At 69.8% G+C, this 17,226-nt stretch carries 14 protein-coding genes; 7 read left to right on the forward strand and 7 right to left on the reverse strand.

What is annotated here, in order from left to right; genetic code table 11:
• Nucleotides 1-8 precede the first annotated feature (8 nt).
• The 4 genes from atpA (at nt 9) to FRCN3DRAFT_RS0211100 (ending at nt 4,744) form a co-directional block, all read left to right on the forward strand.
• Nucleotides 9-1,661 (forward strand): F0F1 ATP synthase subunit alpha, encoded by a 1,653-nt coding sequence (gene atpA, locus FRCN3DRAFT_RS0211085; protein WP_007514730.1) that lies wholly within the window; start codon nt 9-11, stop codon nt 1,659-1,661.
• A gap of 4 nt (nt 1,662-1,665) precedes the next feature.
• Nucleotides 1,666-2,562 (forward strand): F0F1 ATP synthase subunit gamma, encoded by an 897-nt coding sequence (locus FRCN3DRAFT_RS0211090; RefSeq protein WP_007514731.1) that lies wholly within the window; start codon nt 1,666-1,668, stop codon nt 2,560-2,562.
• A 503-nt stretch (nt 2,563-3,065) separates the two neighbouring features.
• Entirely contained in the window at nt 3,066-4,481 is a 1,416-nt protein-coding gene (gene atpD / locus FRCN3DRAFT_RS0211095; protein WP_007514732.1) for a F0F1 ATP synthase subunit beta, read from the forward strand.
• 8 nt (nt 4,482-4,489) lie between these two features.
• Entirely contained in the window at nt 4,490-4,744 is a 255-nt protein-coding gene (locus FRCN3DRAFT_RS0211100) for a F0F1 ATP synthase subunit epsilon (protein ID WP_035927401.1), read from the forward strand.
• A 129-nt stretch (nt 4,745-4,873) separates the two neighbouring features.
• Here the strand turns inward: FRCN3DRAFT_RS0211100 and FRCN3DRAFT_RS0211105 are convergent, their stop codons facing one another.
• Nucleotides 4,874-5,446 carry a cob(I)yrinic acid a,c-diamide adenosyltransferase gene (locus FRCN3DRAFT_RS0211105; protein WP_007514734.1) on the reverse strand — a complete coding sequence of 191 codons (573 nt, stop codon included), beginning with the start codon at nt 5,444-5,446 and terminating at the stop codon, nt 4,874-4,876.
• A gap of 53 nt (nt 5,447-5,499) precedes the next feature.
• On the reverse strand, nt 5,500-5,664 hold the full coding sequence (locus FRCN3DRAFT_RS53975; protein WP_157845202.1) for a hypothetical protein: 165 nt from the start codon (nt 5,662-5,664) through the stop codon (nt 5,500-5,502).
• A 127-nt stretch (nt 5,665-5,791) separates the two neighbouring features.
• On the opposite strand from FRCN3DRAFT_RS53975, the gene FRCN3DRAFT_RS0211115 reads away from it, so the two are divergent.
• Entirely contained in the window at nt 5,792-7,105 is a 1,314-nt protein-coding gene (locus FRCN3DRAFT_RS0211115) for an ABC transporter substrate-binding protein (protein ID WP_063630153.1), read from the forward strand.
• Nucleotides 7,106-7,374: 269 nt separating this feature from the next.
• Here FRCN3DRAFT_RS0211115 and FRCN3DRAFT_RS43915 read toward each other — a convergent pair whose 3' ends face one another.
• The 4 genes from FRCN3DRAFT_RS43915 to murA form a co-directional block, all read right to left on the reverse strand.
• Nucleotides 7,375-9,132 (reverse strand): ATP-binding protein, encoded by a 1,758-nt coding sequence (locus tag FRCN3DRAFT_RS43915; protein ID WP_007514738.1) that lies wholly within the window; start codon nt 9,130-9,132, stop codon nt 7,375-7,377.
• A gap of 96 nt (nt 9,133-9,228) precedes the next feature.
• Nucleotides 9,229-11,262 carry a protein meaA gene (locus tag FRCN3DRAFT_RS0211130; RefSeq protein ID WP_007514739.1) on the reverse strand — a complete coding sequence of 678 codons (2,034 nt, stop codon included), beginning with the start codon at nt 11,260-11,262 and terminating at the stop codon, nt 9,229-9,231.
• Between the two features lie 220 nt (nt 11,263-11,482).
• Nucleotides 11,483-12,172 (reverse strand): hypothetical protein, encoded by a 690-nt coding sequence (locus tag FRCN3DRAFT_RS0211135; RefSeq protein ID WP_131803459.1) that lies wholly within the window; start codon nt 12,170-12,172, stop codon nt 11,483-11,485.
• 348 nt (nt 12,173-12,520) lie between these two features.
• The gene (gene murA, locus FRCN3DRAFT_RS0211140) at nt 12,521-13,795 is read right to left on the reverse strand and encodes a UDP-N-acetylglucosamine 1-carboxyvinyltransferase (RefSeq protein ID WP_007514741.1); all 1,275 of its coding nucleotides are present in this window, start codon (nt 13,793-13,795) and stop codon (nt 12,521-12,523) included.
• A 284-nt stretch (nt 13,796-14,079) separates the two neighbouring features.
• Between murA and FRCN3DRAFT_RS43920 the strand changes: the two genes are divergently transcribed.
• Nucleotides 14,080-14,679, forward strand: coding sequence for an HD domain-containing protein (locus FRCN3DRAFT_RS43920; protein WP_007514742.1), 600 nt, complete (start codon nt 14,080-14,082; stop codon nt 14,677-14,679).
• Between the two features lie 4 nt (nt 14,680-14,683).
• Nucleotides 14,684-15,346, forward strand: a complete 663-nt coding sequence (nucS, locus tag FRCN3DRAFT_RS0211150; protein WP_007514743.1) for an endonuclease NucS — start codon at nt 14,684-14,686, stop codon at nt 15,344-15,346.
• Nucleotides 15,347-15,383: 37 nt separating this feature from the next.
• On the opposite strand, the gene FRCN3DRAFT_RS0211155 is transcribed toward nucS, so the two are convergent.
• On the reverse strand, nt 15,384-17,156 hold the full coding sequence (locus FRCN3DRAFT_RS0211155; protein ID WP_007514744.1) for a 3-hydroxyacyl-CoA dehydrogenase family protein: 1,773 nt from the start codon (nt 17,154-17,156) through the stop codon (nt 15,384-15,386).
• Between the last annotated feature and the right edge of the window lie 70 nt (nt 17,157-17,226).

The raw sequence follows: 17,226 nt of genomic DNA on the forward strand, positions 1-17,226 counted from the left end.
CCGAAGCGATGACAGAGCTGACCATCCGGCCGGAGGAGATTCGCGACGCCCTCCGGGACTACGTCGAATCGTTCCAGGCCACCTCCGCCGACCGGGAGGAGGTGGGCCGCGTCATCCTGACCGGTGACGGGATCGCCCGGGTCGAGGGCCTCCCGCACACCATGACCAACGAGCTGCTGGAGTTCTCCGGCGGCGTGCTCGGCCTCGCGCTCAACCTAGAGGTCGGCGAGATCGGCTGCGTCATCCTCGGTGAGGGCTCGCACATCGAGGAGGGCCAGGAGGTCCGCCGGACCGGGCGCATCCTGGCGGCCCCGGTCGGCGACGGCTTCCTCGGGCGAGTCGTCGACCCGCTGGGCCGGCCGATCGACGGCCTCGGCCCGCTCGAGACCGAGGGCGAGCGTGCCCTGGAGCTGCAGGCGCCCACGGTCGTGCAGCGCCAGCCGGTCAAGGAGCCACTGCAGACCGGCATCAAGGCCATCGACGCGATGACCGCCATCGGTCGCGGCCAGCGGCAGCTGATCATCGGTGACCGGCAGACGGGCAAGACCACCGTCGCCATCGACGCGATCATCAACCAGCGCGCGAACTGGGAGAGCGGCGACCCGAAGAAGCAGGTCAAGTGCGTCTACGTCGCCATCGGCCAGAAGAAGTCGACCATCCGTGAGGTCGTCAACACGCTGGAAGAGGCCGGCGCGCTGGCGTACACCACGATCGTCGCGGCTCCCGCTGACGAGCCGGCCGGCTTCAAGTACATCGCCCCGTACACCGGCTCGGCCATCGGCCAGCACTGGATGTACAACGGCCAGCACGCGCTGATCGTCTTCGACGACCTCTCGAAGCAGGCCGAGGCGTACCGCGCGATCTCGCTGCTGCTGCGCCGCCCGCCGGGCCGTGAGGCCTACCCGGGAGACGTCTTCTACCTGCACTCCCGCCTGCTGGAGCGCTGCGCGAAGCTGTCCGACGAGCTGGGTGGCGGCTCGATGACCGGCCTGCCGATCATCGAGACCAAGGGCAACGACATCTCGGCGTACATCCCGACGAACGTCATCTCCATCACCGACGGCCAGATCTTCCTGGAGTCGGACCTGTTCAACCAGGGTGTGCGGCCGGCCATCAACGTCGGTACCTCGGTGTCCCGGGTCGGCGGCAGCGCGCAGGTCAAGGCGATGAAGTCGGTCGCCGGCCGCCTGCGCCTCGACCTCGCCCAGTACCGCGAGCTGGAGTCGTTCGCGTCGTTCGGCTCCGACCTGGACAAGGCCTCGCGCGACCAGCTCGCCCGTGGTTCGCGGCTCGTCGAGCTGCTCAAGCAGCCGCAGAACCAGCCGTTCCCGGTCGAGCGCCAGGTCGCGTCGGTCTGGGCCGGCACCACCGGGAAGCTCGACGAGATCCCGGTCGGGGAGATCCGCCGGTTCGAGACCGAGTTCCTCGACTTCCTCAGCCGGTCGTACGCCGGCATCTACGAGGTCATCTCGGCCACGGGCAAGCTCGACGACTCGACGGTGGCCGACCTGGAGAAGGCGATCGGCGAGTTCAAGGGGCAGTTCACGCTTTCGTCCGGCCAGCCGCTGGTCAACGAGGCGGCCCCCGACGCGCTGGAGCCCGAGGAGATCGAGCAGGAAGCGATCCGGGTGCACCGCCCGAAGCCGGTCGAGAAGGTCTGATCCAGTGGCCGGCCAGCTTCGCGAGTATCGGCGGCGTGTCCGCACGGTCCAGTCGACGAAGAAGATCACCCGCGCGATGGAGCTCATCGCGGCGTCCCGGATCGCCAAGGCCCGCGCGCGGGTCGCGGCGTCCCGGCCGTACGCGGCCGAGATCACCCGGGTGATCAGCGCGGTGGCGTCGCAGTCGACCGTCAACCACCCGCTGACCACCGAGCGGTCCGGGGTCACCCGGGCCGCGGTGGTGGTCGTGACCTCCGACCGCGGCCTCGCGGGCGGCTACAGCTCCAACGCACTGCGGCGGGCGGGCGAGCTCATGGAGCTGCTCGACGACGAGGGCAAGTCCGTGGCCCTGTACGCGGTCGGCCGCAAAGCCGTCACGTACTACCGGTTCCGTGGCCGGGAGCTCGCGAGCGAGTTCACCGGGTTCACCGAGCAGCCGTCGTACGCGGACGCGAAGGCGATCGCGGACGAGCTGCTCGGGGCGTTCGTCACCGACGAGGCTGACGGCGGCGTGGGCGAGATCCACATCGTCTACACCGAGTACGTCAGCGCGCTGACGCAGACGCCCGAGGCGCACCGGCTGCTGCCGATGGTGCTGGAGGAGACGACCGAGGCGCCGGTGGGCGGTCCGCTGCCGGTGTACGAGTTCGAGCCGTCGGCGGAGGGGGTGCTCGACGCGCTGCTGCCCCGCTACGTCGAGAGCCGTCTCTACGTCGCGCTGCTCGAGGCGGCCGCCTCGGAGTCGGCCTCCCGGCAACGGGCGATGAAGTCGGCGACGGACAACGCCGAGGAGCTCATCCGCACCTACACCCGGCTGGCCAACCGGGCCCGCCAGGAGGCGATCACCCAGGAGATCTCGGAGATCGTCGGCGGCGCGAACGCGCTGGCGGACGCCGGGTAGCGAACGGCGCGGGTAGTAGTCGGCTCCCGTCTGATGGCGGGTGGGGTGCCGGGATCGGATCCGTAAGGCATGGTAGGTGGGGACAACTACCACAGCGAGGTCAAAGGTTCGCGATCGGACCGTCGGCCAGGCAGTTTGGCGGGCGGTCTGATCGAGCCGGTGGCGACGCGCCCGACGGAGGCCCGGAACTCGGCCCGTCGGACGCCGCTGATGTGGTCCGAAAGACGTGGCACCACCTGAAAGACGTGGCACCACCCGTAAGACCAAGCATCATCCGAAAGATCACGTATCACCGCGATATCGCAGCACTTCAGCACCGCAGCACCGCTCGACAGACGCGGTACCGCAGCACTGCCGAACAGAAGAGACTGCCTGACGCCGTGGGTGGCCGAGGGCGCCAAGCCAGCCCTTAGGGGTCCCATCGGTAGCACGTGGGCCTCCGGGGGCGCGGAGAAATCGCAGTACGCGCCCCCTTCGGCGCTCTAGTGAAGATCGAGGACGCCATGACCGTCACCACCAGCTCAACGGGGATCGGCCGGGTCGCCCGAGTCATCGGCCCGGTTGTCGACGTGGAGTTCGCTCCCGAGGAGCTCCCGGAGATCTACCACGCCCTGCACGTCGAGCGCACGCTCGGCGACGAGACCGCCACCCTTACCCTTGAGGTCGCCCAGCACATCGGGGACAACACCGTCCGGGCGATCTCCATGCAGCAGACCGACGGCCTGGTCCGCGGTGCCCCGGTCAAGGCCACCGGCGCGCCGATCTCGGTCCCGGTCGGCAACGCGACCAAGGGGCACGTGTTCAACGTGCTCGGCCAGCCGCTCGACGTCGAGTCCGTCGACGCCGAGACCTACATGCCGATCCACGCGTCCGCCCCGGCGTTCGACCAGCTCGAGTCCAAGACCGCGATGTTCGAGACGGGCATCAAGGTCATCGACCTGCTGGCCCCGTACGTCCGCGGTGGCAAGATCGGCCTGTTCGGCGGCGCCGGCGTCGGCAAGACCGTCATCATCCAGGAGATGATCCGTCGAGTCGCCAAGGAGTTCGGTGGCGTCTCGGTGTTCGCCGGCGTCGGCGAGCGCACCCGCGAGGGTAACGACCTGTTCCTGGAGATGACCGAGGCCGGCGTCATCGACGACACCGCGCTGGTCTTCGGCCAGATGGACGAGCCTCCGGGCACCCGGCTGCGGGTCGCGCTGGCCGCGCTGACCATGGCCGAGTACTTCCGCGACGTCCAGAAGCAGGACGTGCTGCTGTTCATCGACAACATCTTCCGGTTCACCCAGGCCGGCTCCGAGGTGTCCACGCTGCTCGGCCGTATGCCGTCGGCCGTGGGCTACCAGCCGACCCTGGCCGACGAGATGGGCGTGCTGCAGGAGCGGATCACCTCGACCCGAGGCCACTCCATCACGTCGCTGCAGGCCATCTACGTGCCCGCCGACGACCTGACCGACCCGGCGCCGGCGACCACGTTCACCCACCTCGACGCCCAGACCGTGCTCGACCGGTCGATCTCCGACCTCGGCATCTACCCAGCGGTGAGCCCGCTGGAGTCGACGTCCCGGATCCTGGACGCCCGGTATGTCGGCCAGGAGCACTACGACACCGCGCGCGAGGTGCAGCGGATCCTGCAGCGTTACAAGGACCTGCAGGACATCATCGCCATCCTCGGCATCGACGAGCTCTCCGAGGAGGACAAGGTCCTCGTCCGGCGGGCCCGGCGCATCCAGCGGTTCCTGTCGCAGCCGTTCTTCGTCGCCGAGCAGTTCACCGGCATTCCCGGCAAGTTCGTCCCGGTCGCCGAGACGATCGACTCGTTCAAGCGGATGACCCTCGGCGAGTTCGACCATCTGCCGGAGCAGGCCTTCTTCATGTGCGGCGGGATCGAGGACGCGCAGAAGAACGCGGAGAACCTGTAGTGGCGACGATGCGGGTCGCGATCGTCTCCCCGGAGGAGGAGATCTGGTCCGGCGAGGCGAACTTCGTCCTCGCCACGACCACCGACGGCGACCTCGGTGTCTGGCCACGGCACGTCCCGTTGCTGGGCGTGCTGAGGGACGGCGGCGACGTCAAGGTGGAGACCGACGGGGGCGACTTCCTCTACACCGTCGGCGGCGGGTTCATCTCCGTCACCAAGGACGGCGTCAGCATCCTCGCCGAGACGGCGGCGCTGAAGTCCTGACGGCCGCTGGCCAGGTCCCACGCTGAACTCCACGGCGGGGCGCGTTCACCACGAACGCGCCCCGCCGCTGTTGTTTCCTGACTTGTCAACGAGAGCGCGCTGTGTGGCGCGATCCGCTCACAGCTCCGGTCAGGCGTTGCCGCCTGGGCGCCACTTGACGTCACCGCCGGGGTTGGCGACGCGGCTCAGGATGAACAGCAGGTCGGAGAGGCGGTTGAGGTAGCGGGCCGTCAGCGGGTTCGTCCGCTCCCCGTCGACCGCGAGGAGCGTCCAGACGCTGCGCTCCGCGCGCCGCGAGACCGTCCGGGCCACGTGCAGCAGCGCGGCCCCCGCTGTGCCGCCCGGCAGGATGAACGAGTCGAGCTTCGGCAGGTCCTCGTTGAACCGGTCGCAGGCCGCCTCCAACCGGTCGACATACGCCTGTGTCACCCGCAGCGGTGGGTACTTGGGGTCCGGCACGACCGGCGTCGACAGATCGGCGCCGACGTCGAACAGGTCGTTCTGGATCTGCTGGAGCACCTCGCGCACCTCGTCCGACAACCCACCGAGCGCCAGCGCCACGCCGATCGCCGCGTTCGTCTCGTCGGTATCCGCGTACGCCCCCAGGCGCGGATCCGTCTTCACCGTCCGCGACATATCCCCCAACGCGGTCGTCCCGTCGTCACCAGTCCTCGTGTAGATGCGCGTCAGATGGACAGCCATGGAGCGACCCTATGGCCGAGGCGCGTACGGGCGCCTAACTCGATCACCCGAGATCACACCTGAGCCCAGACGAGAGTCGCGTCGTCGTGCGCGCCGAAGCGTGGGAACCGGGTGCAGTCCGGGTCGGCGGACGCGGCGGATCTGAGCGCTTGGAGCAGGTCGGCGGCGGCACGGGCCGACTGCCCGGAGGCGATGTTCGCGGCCGTCGTGGGAGGCACCGGCCACGCCAGAGCCGACGCACCAAGGTGCCGGATTTGCCATCCCCAGCGCGAGACCGCGGCCGTGTTGACGTGCGACTCTCTCCCGCACGGTGGACGCTTGCCCACTCGGGCGCGTACCGCCGCCATGACACCGAAGGAGCCACAAGTGTTATTGCTAGCCAGCGAGCGATTACTGAGAGTGGCTGCGCTCGCGATTGGTGCCAGCGGCCTGGCCGCTTCCCTGGTCGCCTGCGGCGGCGCGGGTGCGAGCGGGGCGGGCGGGGCGTGCTCGGCGACGGCGCCCGGCATCACGCCCACCGAGGTCAAGGCCGGCATGGTCTGGAGTGACACCGGCCCGGGGGCCGACTCCATGCGTGCCTTCCGGGCCGGCGTGGACGCCCGCTTCCACGCCGCCAACGAGGAGGACGGCGGCGTCTACGGCCGCAAGGTCACTTACGCCTGGCGGGACAACGGAGGCGACACGGCGCTCAGCCTGTCCGTGACCCAGGAGCTCCTCGACCGTGAGAAGATCTTCGGGCTCATCCATGCGCCCGGCGGCACCGGCGCGGACTCGGCCAAGCTTTTGCAGGAGCGCAACGTCCCGGTAACGGGCATCGCCAGCGAGCCGGTCTGGTTGGGGATGGACAACATGTTCTCGTGGTTCTACCTCGGGAAGGGCTCCAGCACGACCTTGGGCAAGTACATCCACGACCAGGGCGGCACCCGTGCGGCCCTCTTCGCGATCGACGGGAGCGCCACGGGCGGGGACTACACGCAGCAGGTCGTGGCGAGCCTGAAGGCAAGCAACGTCAAGGTCGTCAAGACGTTCTACACCAGCGAGATCACGAGCTTCCAGACCGTCGCCCAGCAGATCAAGGAAAACAACATCGACGCCCTCGCGGGCGTGCTGATGCCGGCCGATGCCGCCAAGCTGCTGCCGGAACTCGCCAGGATCGGCGTGGCCCTGGGTGGCAGCCTCAAAGTCGCGCTGATGCCGCTGGGCTACGACAACAGCGTCCTCGCCCAGTACGGCCGCGCACTCGCCGGCGTGTCCATCTCCACCACCACCCAGCCCTTCGAGCTCAACACTCCGGCGCAGCAGAAGTTCGAGCAGGCGATGAACAAGTACGCCCCGGAGATCCAACCACCGACCCAGGACATCGCGGTGGACGGCTGGATCTCCGCCGACCTGTTCCTCCGCGGCCTCGAAGCCGCCGGAAAATGCCCCACCAGGGAGTCGTTCATCTCCGGCCTACGCGCCGTCAAGGACTACGACGGAGCGGGTTTGACGCCCGACGCCAGCAACGACCTGTCGACGAACTTCCGCCAGACCTCCACCTGCTACTACACCATCAAGATCAGCCTGGACGGGTCGAAGTTCCAGCCGGCCAGTTCCACGGCCACCTGCGGAGACGTCATCACCCCGGAGCAGATGGCCAACCTGAACCAGCAGCCCTGACCGGTAGCTCGGCAAACCGTGTGGGGTTCGTCCGCTATACCACGGTGTGGCGGACGAACCGGACTGTCCCAGGGACGGCTCTGTGCGTACTTTCGATGGTGTGGAAGTCGCCACGTAGGGTGCGGACGCGCGCGAGCATCACGTGGTACCGGAGGTAGCTCGGGAGGACATCGCCGTTGGCGAGACGTCCACGCTCGACGAGGTTCGGGCCGAGCTGGAACACCGTCGCGGCGGCCCAGCCTGATGCGGCGGACAGGGCAGGGCGGCCGTCAGCGCTTCTTGGTGGGAAAGGCTGGACCGGGTTGGTAGCGGACGCTTGGGCCGCGGGTTGGGGAGTCGGCGGTTCGCTCGATGACGCCTCGCTCCGCGAGGGAGCGCAGGATGACACTGGCGCGTTGGCTGCCCACGAGCAGGAGGTTCTGGACGGTCTGGTTGGAGATGGTCCCGTACTCACGCAGGTGGGCGACTATTCGTCGTTCGGATTCGTCCGAGGAGTTGCGGTGGTACGGGAGCAGGGCGCCGAGCTCGGCGCGGACCCGTTCCCGGAACCGGTAGGTCGGTAGCCGGTAACGGCGGGTCTCGCGTGCTGGCTCGAGGAGGTCGTAGGCGTCGTCGGACAGCCGCCGGAGCGCCTCGCTGGCCTCCTCGACGCTCTTCTGCAGGACCGGAGCGATCGTCGGGGCATCGACGGTCGGGTGGGAGCGCAGGTAGTGGATGACCAGGATGGCGTCTGTGTCGTCCTGGATCTCGGACGGCAGGCTGGCGATCATGACGGAGAGCCGGGCGGCCGGCGCGCCGCCGTCGAGCACGACCCGGACGCTGCCTCCGCCGCTGTGAAACACCGGAGGGGTGTGCCCGGCGCGCACCATCGCGCGGACCATGACGTCGACTCCGGTACCGGCTCGCTCCGCGAGGCGAAGGACCCGTAGCGCGTCGATCAGGCAGCGGTTCCTCGGCTTCGACACGTGCGTGAGGATGTTCTCCTCGGTCACTCCGAACACCAGGTCACCCGGCGAGGTGACGACGAGGCGGCTCGGGCTGTGCTCGAGCACGATCGGTTCTGGGTGACGGTAGTCGCGGTGCGCGACCGCGTTCACGACCGCTTCCCGAACGGCCGGACCGGGGATCGTCTCCAACTGCTGTTGGACGCCAGTCGGCAGCGTCACGGACGTAGTTTCGTTGATTGCGTCGATGCCACGCAGTACGTCGACGACCGCGACGATCAACGGAGTGTCGTGGACAGACGGCGGACGAGCGAGGGAACCGGCCGGCGTGCGCCGCCGCAGGTAGTGCAGGGATGGTTCGGCGGCCAACCCCGTGGCTGCGCAGAACAGCAATGCACCCGCTCGTGTCAGGTGCCCGTCGTCCAGCAGCACCCCGCATTCACGAAGCAGATCCGCGGTGCTCAACTCGGCCCGTCGGCGGCTCTGCGCGTCACCTGCCTCGACGAGAAGGCGCCGCGCCTCCTCTTCGGCACGGGCGGAGACATCCTCCACACGCAGGTGCGTTCGCTCGGCGGACCAGTCGTAGCCCCGTCGGTCCTCCCGCATGGCGGCTTCTCGCGCGGCTGTCAGCGGCTCGCAGGAGGTGCCGATTCGTTCCCGCAGTTTGCCGCCCACGCGGACAAGGTCGAACCCGGGTTCTACAGCTAGCAACAGGATGCGATGGCCGCTGACCTGCCGGTCCTCGAGATCGACAACGAGTGGCGGTGAGGTCAGCTGCCAGATCCGTCGCCGCAGTTCGTCGGCATCGAGATTGTCCGGAACGCCGACTACGGCTGCCTGTCCGGAGCTGGCGTCCGAAATGCCGACGATGACTGTGCCACCTCGGCTGTTCGACAGGCAGGCGACAGCTTCGGCCAGGTCCGTGGCCGCGGCCTTGAGCGGGTCGCGGTCATTGGCCGCGGGCCGCTTGAGCTCCTTGAAGTCCAGAGTCAGCGACTCCAGCTCGGACGCCCTGCGCCCGCCGAGCACCTCCTGGAGCGCTCGGTCGATCTCGCGAGTGAGGCTCTGGCGGCTGGCTGCCATGGACTAGTTTTATATCACCCTGTCAAGACAGGGTGATATAAAACTGCGCCGATTTGCAGGCGGGGCGAGCGTGAGCGGTCGTTGCGCGCGGGGGTGTCAGGACAGGCCGCCCGCGTGGCGGATGATGTCGACGAAGCCGGACATGATCGCGGTCAGGCCGTAGTCCTTGGGGGTGTAGACGGCGGCGACGCCGGCGGAGCGCAGGGTCTCGGCGTCGCGGTCGGGGATGATGCCGCCGACGACGACCGGGAGGTCGTCGAGGCCGGCGGCGCGCAGGCCGTGGAGCACCTGAGGAACCAGCTCGAGGTGCGAGCCGGACAGGATCGACAGGCCGACGAGGTGGACGTCCTCCTGGACGGCGGCGGCGACGATCTGCTCTGGCGTCAGGCGGATGCCCTGGTAGACGACCTCGAAACCGGCGTCGCGGGCGCGCACCGCTATCTGCTCGGCGCCGTTGGAGTGCCCGTCCAGGCCGGGTTTGCCGATGAGGACCTTCACCCGGCGGCCCAGCTCGCGGCCGGTCTCGGCGACCCGCTCCCGGACGGCGGCCAGCTCGTCGCCCGCGGCGGTGCCGGCCGACGCGCCGACGGTCACGCCGGACACTCCGGTGGGCGCCCGGTACTCGCCGAAGACCTCGCGCAGCACCTCGGACCACTCGCCGGTGGTGACACCGACGCGGGCGCAGGCGAGCGTCGCCGGGACCAGGTTGGTGTCGGACTTGGCCGCCTCGCGCAGCGCCAGCAGCGCCTCGTCGACGGCGGCCGGGTCGCGCTTCGCCCGCCAGGAGGCCAGTGCCTCCTTCGCCGCCGCCTCGACCGCCGGGTTGACCGTCTGGATCGCGGCGTCCAGGTCGGCGATCAGCGGGTTCGGCTCGGTCTCGGTGAACCGGTTCACGCCGACGACGACGTCCTCGCCACTCTCGATCCGGCCGCGGCGGGCCGCCTGCGAGGCGACGAGCTGGGACTTCATGTAGCCGGACTCGACGGCGGCGACCGCGCCGCCCATCGCCTGCACGCGGTCGATCTCGGCCCGTGCCGCCTCGACCAGCTCGGCGACCCGCTTCTCGATGACGACCGAGCCCTCGAAGATGTCCTCGTACTCCAGCAGGTCCGTCTCGTAGGCCAGGATCTGCTGGATGCGCAGCGACCACTGCTGGTCCCACGGCCGCGGCAGGCCGAGCGCCTCGTTCCAGGCCGGCAGTTGCAGCGCCCGGCAGCGAGCGTCCTTCGACAGGGTGACGCCGAGTGCCTCGAGAACGATCCGGATCACGTTGTTCTCCGGCTGCGCCTCGGTCAGGCCGAGCGAGTTGACCTGCACGCCGTAGCGGAACCGGCGGTGCTTGGGGTTCTCGACGCCGTAGCGGGTGCGCAGCAGGTCATCCCACAGCGCCCCGAAGGCGCGCATCTTGCACATCTCCTCGACAAAGCGCACCCCGGCGTTGACGAAGAAGGAGATCCGGGCGCAGACGTCACCCATCCGCTCCGTCGGCACCTGTCCGGAGGCGACCACGGCGTCCAGCACCGCGATCACCGTGCAGATCGAGTAGGCCAGCTCCTGCACCGGCGTGGCGCCGGCCTCCTGCAGGTGGTAGCTGCAGACATTGATCGGGTTCCACTTAGGGATCTCGGTCACCGTGTAGGCGATGAGGTCGGTGATCAGCCGAAGCGACGGCCCCGGCGGGAAGACGTAGGTCCCGCGGGACAGGTACTCCTTGATGATGTCGTTCTGGGTGGTCCCGTTGAGCGCGGCCGGGCCGACGCCCTGCTCCTCCGCGACGACCTGGTAGAGAGCCAACAGCCACATCGCGGTGGCATTGATCGTCATGGAGGTGTTCATCCGGTCGAGCGGGATGCCCTCGAAGAGCGCTCGCATGTCGCCCACGTGCGCGACGGGTACGCCGACCTTGCCGACCTCGCCGCGGGCGAGCACGTGGTCGGGGTCGTAGCCGGTCTGCGTCGGCAGGTCGAAGGCGACCGACAACCCGGTCTGGCCCTTGGCGAGGTTGCGCCGGTAGAGCGTGTTGCTCTCGGCCGCGCTGGAGTGGCCCGCGTACGTCCGGACGATCCACGGCCGATCCCGCTCCGGGCGGGTGCCCGCGCTGTCCGTGCTCTGACCGGCTTGGTCAACCATCGCCAGCCATCCCCTCACCCTGGGGGAGGCCGCGCCGGCGAAGCGCCACCTCCCAGATCGTGGCCAACGGCGAAAGCGTACCGGCGCCACCCTGTCGCGCGCCCGCTAAGTGAACTGTCACCAATCACCGCTGACCTGGGCGATCTGGGACCGTGGTGCGGCTCATGCTAGGTAGGCGGACCCCGAGCCCATAGGAATGGTGGCCGGGAGGGTGCGAGGCTCAGCTTTGACTGGCGCACAGCGCCGGTGGACCCCAGATGGTGAGCAGGGTTTTGGGCACTACTCTGCCGCAGGCACCGGCTCCGCTCGCCACCTCGGTCCACGGCCCGGCACCGACCCGCTTCCAGACGTGCAGCTTGGCGACTGACACGGCGGTGTTCGATGTCTCGGTGAGACCGGCGGCCCAGAACTCGTCGGTGGCCGCACTCGAGCCCTCGACGGCGCCGTAGTAGAGGTCGCCCTGTCGGATCGTGATGGAGTCGGCGGTCAGCTCCGCGCCGCCCGTGGCTGACTGGGCACCCGCCGAGCCTGCCGGGCTCGTGGAGCCAGATGCCTGGACTGCCGCAGACAAGGTGGTCTTGCCGGCCTTGGCGAGCGCGGCGTCCGCTGTTGCCCAGGTCAGGGCCGGGCGCAGCTCGTCGCCGACCTTCATGTTCACCGCGGTTCCCGGGGAGCGCTTGCCCTCCCAGTCGAGCGGGGGCAGCTGTGGGCTCCGCGCCGCGGCGGCGGCGCCAGCGCTGTCGGGCTCGGCCGAGGTGTTCCCGTCTGGCGCGGTGGCCAGGCCGATGACTATGCCGAGCACGACCGCCAGGCCGAACGCGGCGCCGATCACGAGCCGGCGCCGATCCTCCACCCAGGTCATCCAGGGCGCGCTGGCGGCGCGGGCCCCGCCGTCGGACCCCGCCGGCATCGGTACGTCCATCTCCAGCACGTGCCTCCGTTCGGCCTCGACACCTTCCCCCGTCGTTACCCCGGGGACGTAGGCCTCAGGCCTGTGCAATCGAAAGGCAGGATCGCACAGGCACGCGTCCACCGGCGCCTCCGGGGTCGGTAGCGCGCCCGCGTCGCGGTGCGGCTCCCCCCGGGTAGCCCTCGACGTTCGCGGGCGCCGTGGCGAGGCCAACGCCCGCCGGACGGTTGCTCCCGTATCCCGCCAAGCTACGTGGCGAGAGCGGCGGTGTGCCGTTCGCCCGTCAGGCGGCCAGGCCGGGTAGCGCGGAACCACCGGCTGGCGACCCGGATCCCCTTGGCACTCACCTCATGCCGCCGCGGTGACCTGATCGCGGCGGATGTCGGCGCCGAGGGCCCGAAGGTTCTCCACGAAGCCCGCGTAGCCACGGTCGATGTGGTGGACCTCATGCACCTCGGTCATCCCCTCGGCGACCAGGCCCGCGAGCACCAGGCCCGCTCCGGCCCGCACGTCGGAGGCGACCACCGACGTGCCGACCAGCTGAGGGGACGGCCGGACGACGACGTGATGACCGTCGGTGCGTAGCTGGGCGCCCAGGCGCAGCAGCTCTCGGCAGAACACGAACCGGCTGTCGAAGACGTTCTCGGTGATCAGGGAGATGCCCTGGCTGACGGCCTCCAGGGCGATGATCTGGGGAAGCAGGTCCGTCGGGAAGCCGGGGTACGGCAGGGTGACGACGTCGATCGAGCGCGGCTGGTCCGTGGCGCTTACCCGGAAACCGTCGACGCCGATCTCGACGCTGGCCCCAGCGGCCGTCAGCTTCTCCAACACGATCCCAAGGTGCTCAGCGCGCCCGTTGCGGATCATCACGTCCCCGCGGGTCATCACCGCGCCGATGGCGTAGGTCCCGGCGACGATCCGGTCTGGCACGGTCTCGTGTGCCACCGGACGCAGCTCGTCCACGCCCTCGATGACGAGCGTCGACCCACCGATTCCCTCGATACGCGCGCCCATCTCCGTCAGGAACTCGCACAGGTCGGCGATCTCTGGCTCGCGGGCGGCGTTGTCGATGACCGTTGTTCCCTTGGCGACCACGCCGGCCATCAGCAGGTTCTCGGTGGCGCCGACGCTCGGGAAGTCCAGCCAGATCGCCGCGCCCTGCAGTCGGCCGGACGAGCGGGCGACGAGCGCGCCGTCCTCGATGTCCACCACCGCGCCGAGGCGTCGCAGGCCGTTGACATGCATGTCGAGCGCCCGGGAACCGATCGCGTCCCCACCGGGCAGCGCCACCCGTGCCTCACCGCGCCGGCCGACCAGTGGGCCGAGGATGGCGACCGAGGCGCGGATCCGGCGCACCAGCGCGGGGTCGGCCGCCGCTCCCGGCATCGCAGGGGTGTCGATGGCCATCGACCCGGCGGCCAGGTCCCGGTGGACCGTCGCGCCGAGCGCGGTCAGCACGTCCGCCATGACGCCGACATCGAGGATGTCCGGCACCGCCGACAGCGTCGTCGTGCCAGGCGCGAGCAGGCTGGCGGCCATCAGCTTGAGGACGGAGTTCTTCGCCCCAGGAATATGGATCTGGCCGGCAAGCCTCGATCCACCGGTTACGACGAAGCGCTCCACGGAAGGCGATGCTAGGGCCTGTCTGCATGGTCTTCCTGCCCTAGGGGAGAGCATCGGCTGTCCATCACCCGATAGGGGTTCGTCCGTCGCCTCCGGCATTCCCCGCACCTTCCCTGCCGGCAAGGCCCTCATGCGTGCCTAGGGGCCACAGGATAAGGGTCCATGAGCCCGTGCCGACCGGGCGACCGGGGTCCTGGGGCACCCGGAGCGCACCGAGCGCCACCGTCGATGAGACCGTCAGACGGGACGGTAGATCCCAACCGACCGGCCAGAAGGGCACCGACGTGGATTCGCCCGCTACGCCAACGCTCGAGGAGACGGTCGCGTTCGCGTCCGAGATGCACGCCGGGCAGCTGGACAAGGCCGGCGAGGAGTACATCGGCCACCCGATGCGGGTCCGGGCCACGGTGGAACGCACCGCGCCGGCCGCCGGGGTGGACCCGGTGCACGCGCAGCTCGCGGCGCTGCTGCACGACGTCGTCGAGGACACGCCCGTGACCCTCGACGAGCTCAGGGCCCGCGGATACCCATCGGGGGTCGTCGCGGCCGTGGACGCCCTGTCGAAGCGTCCGGGTGAGGCCACCGAGGTCTACCTGGCCAGGGTCGCGGCGAACCCGCTCGCGGTCGTGGTGAAGCGCGCCGACATGGCGGACAACAGCGATCCGGTGCGCCTCGGCCGCCTGCCGGCGGAGCAGGCCGATCGGCTGGCCACCCGCTACGTCGGGCGCAAGGTACTGCTCGACGACCTGGTGGCGGCAGCGGGCGCCTCGGCGTCGTCGTCCCCCGAGTCCCCCGAGTCCGCCGCCTCGGCGGGCGACGATCCTCGGCGACCTGGCGTTGCCGTCACCCAAACCGGGAAGACGGGGGACTCCGCGATAACGTGAGCCAATGCGCCTCGTGATCGCTCGGTGCAGCGTGGACTACGTCGGCAGGCTCAACGCCCACCTGCCCAGCGCGGTGCGGCTGCTGCTGGTCAAAGCCGACGGGTCCGTATCGATCCACGCCGATGGCCGCGCCTACAAGCCGCTCAACTGGATGAGCCCGCCGTGTGTCCTCACTGAGGAAGAGGGCGGCTGGCGCGTCACCAACAAGGCCGACGAGTCCTTGTTGATCACCATCGAAGAGGTGATGCACGACTCGTCCCATGAGCTCGGTCGCGACCCGGGCCTGCAGAAGGACGGCGTCGAGGCGCACCTGCAGGTGCTACTGGCCGACCGGCCGGACGCGATCCGCGACGACCTGACGCTGGTGCGCCGCGAGTACGAGACCGGGATCGGGCCGGTCGACCTGCTCTGCCGCGCCGGCGACGGCTCGACCGTGGCCGTCGAGATCAAGCGGCGCGGTGAGATCGACGGCGTGGAGCAGCTGACCCGCTACGTGGCCAGGATGACCGAGGATCCGGGTCTGTCGCACCCGGTACACGGCATTCTGGTCGCCCAGTCGATCACGCCCCAGGCTCGCCGGCTGGCCACCGACCGCGGCCTGTCGGCCGTCACCGTGAACTACGACGCCCTACGAGGCCTGGAACCCTCCATCCCCACCCTGTTCTAGCTTCTAGGCCGCCGCGCCCGCACGGAGCGAACCAATGTCACCGCGCGTGGTTGTGGAAGCCTCGGCCGGTCTTGCGGCCGAGGTAGCCGGCTCGCACCAGGTGCTCGATGAGCGGCGCGGGCGCGTAGCCCGGCTCGCGGAACTCCAGGTAGAGGGTGCGCTGGATCGCCAGCGTCACGTCCAGCCCGACGACGTCGGCGAGCTCGAACGGGCCCATCGGGTGCCCACAGCCGACCTTCATCGCGGTGTCGATGTCCTCGACGGTGGCGTAGTGCGCCTCCAGCATCCGCACCGCGTCGTTGAGGTACGGGAACAGCAGCGCGTTCACGATGAATCCGGCGCGGTCCGCGCAGGTCACCGGGTGCTTGCGCGCGGCCCTGGCGACGGCGAGCACGGTCGCGACGACGTCGGGCGCGGTGAGGACCGTCGGAACCACCTCGACCAGCTTCATCGCCGGCGCCGGGTTGAACCAGTGCATGCCGATGACGTCGGCCGGCCGGGACGTCGCCGCCGCGCACTCGACGACGGGCAGCGACGAGGTGGTCGTGGCGAGCACCGCGCCCGGCTTCGCGACCTTGTCCAGCTCGGTGAACAGCTCCCGCTTGACGTCGAGGTCCTCGACGACCGCCTCGATGATCAGATCGGCCTCGGCGAGGTCGCCGAGGTCGGTGGTGCCGCGCAGCCGGGAAAGCGTGGCGTCCCGGTCGTCCGAGGACATCCGGCCCTTCGCGACCGACTTCTCCAGCGAGGACTCGACCCGCTTGCGCACCGCCGCGACCTTCTCCTCGCCGCGGGCCCGGACGATGACGTCGTAGCCGGATTTCGTCAGCACCTCGACGATGCCGGCCGCCATGGTCCCGGTGCCGACGACGCCGACGGTGCGCACCGCGCGGGCCTCGACGCCGGCGACGGTCCCGGGCGCCGCCTGGTCCACGACCTCGGGTGAGTCGGGCGCGGCGTAGGTGTAGATGCCCCGGCCGGTCTTGCGGCCCAGCATCCCCGCCGTGATCAGTTGCTTGAGCAGCGGTGCCGGCGCGTGCAGGTGGTCGCGCGACGTGTGGTAGATCGAGTCGAGGATCGCGTAGGCGGTGTCCAGGCCGATGAGGTCGAGCAACGCGAGCGGGCCCATCGGGTGGCCGCAGCCGAAGCGCATCGCCGCGTCGATGTCCTCGCGGCTGGCGTAGCGCGCCTCCAGCATCCGTACCGCGTTGTTGAGGTAGCCGAACAGCAGCGCGTCGACGATGAACCCGGCCCGGTCGCCGGCGGTCACCGCGCTCTTGCCGACCCGCTCGACGAGGGCGGTGACGTCGACCAGCACGGTCGGGTCGGTGACGACGGTGCTGATGATCTCGACGAGGCCCATCACCGGGGCGGGGTTGAACCAGTGCGTGCCCACCACGCGCCCCGGCCGGCCGGTCGCGGCCGCGAGCTCGGTGACCGACAGCGAGCTGGTGTTGGTGGCGAAGATGGTCTCGGCGGAGCAGAGCTCGTCCAGCCGCGCGAACAGTGCCTTCTTCTCGTCGAGGTCCTCATCGATCGCCTCGATGACGAGCCGCGCCGGCGCGACGGCGCTCAGGTCGGTGCCCGTCCGGATCCGGCCGAGCACCGCGTCGCGCTCCGGCTCGGTCAGCTTGCCGCCACGCACCGCCCGGTCTGTCGAGTGCGCCAGGTGACCGCGCCCGCGATCGAGGCCCGCGTCGTCCTTCTCGACGCCGATCACCTCGATGCCGGCCCTGGCGAGCACCTCGGCGATGCCGGCGCCCATCGTGCCGAGACCGACCACCGCCACCGTCGTCTGGTCGAGACCCATGCCAGCCCCCTGTGTCGAGTTGTGCCCGCGTCCCCGGCCCGCGCGCCAGAAGAGTCTGCCGCTGACCGGA

This window comes from Pseudofrankia saprophytica (genome assembly GCF_000235425.2).
Taxonomy (GTDB): Bacteria; Actinomycetota; Actinomycetes; order Frankiales; family Frankiaceae; genus Pseudofrankia; species Pseudofrankia saprophytica.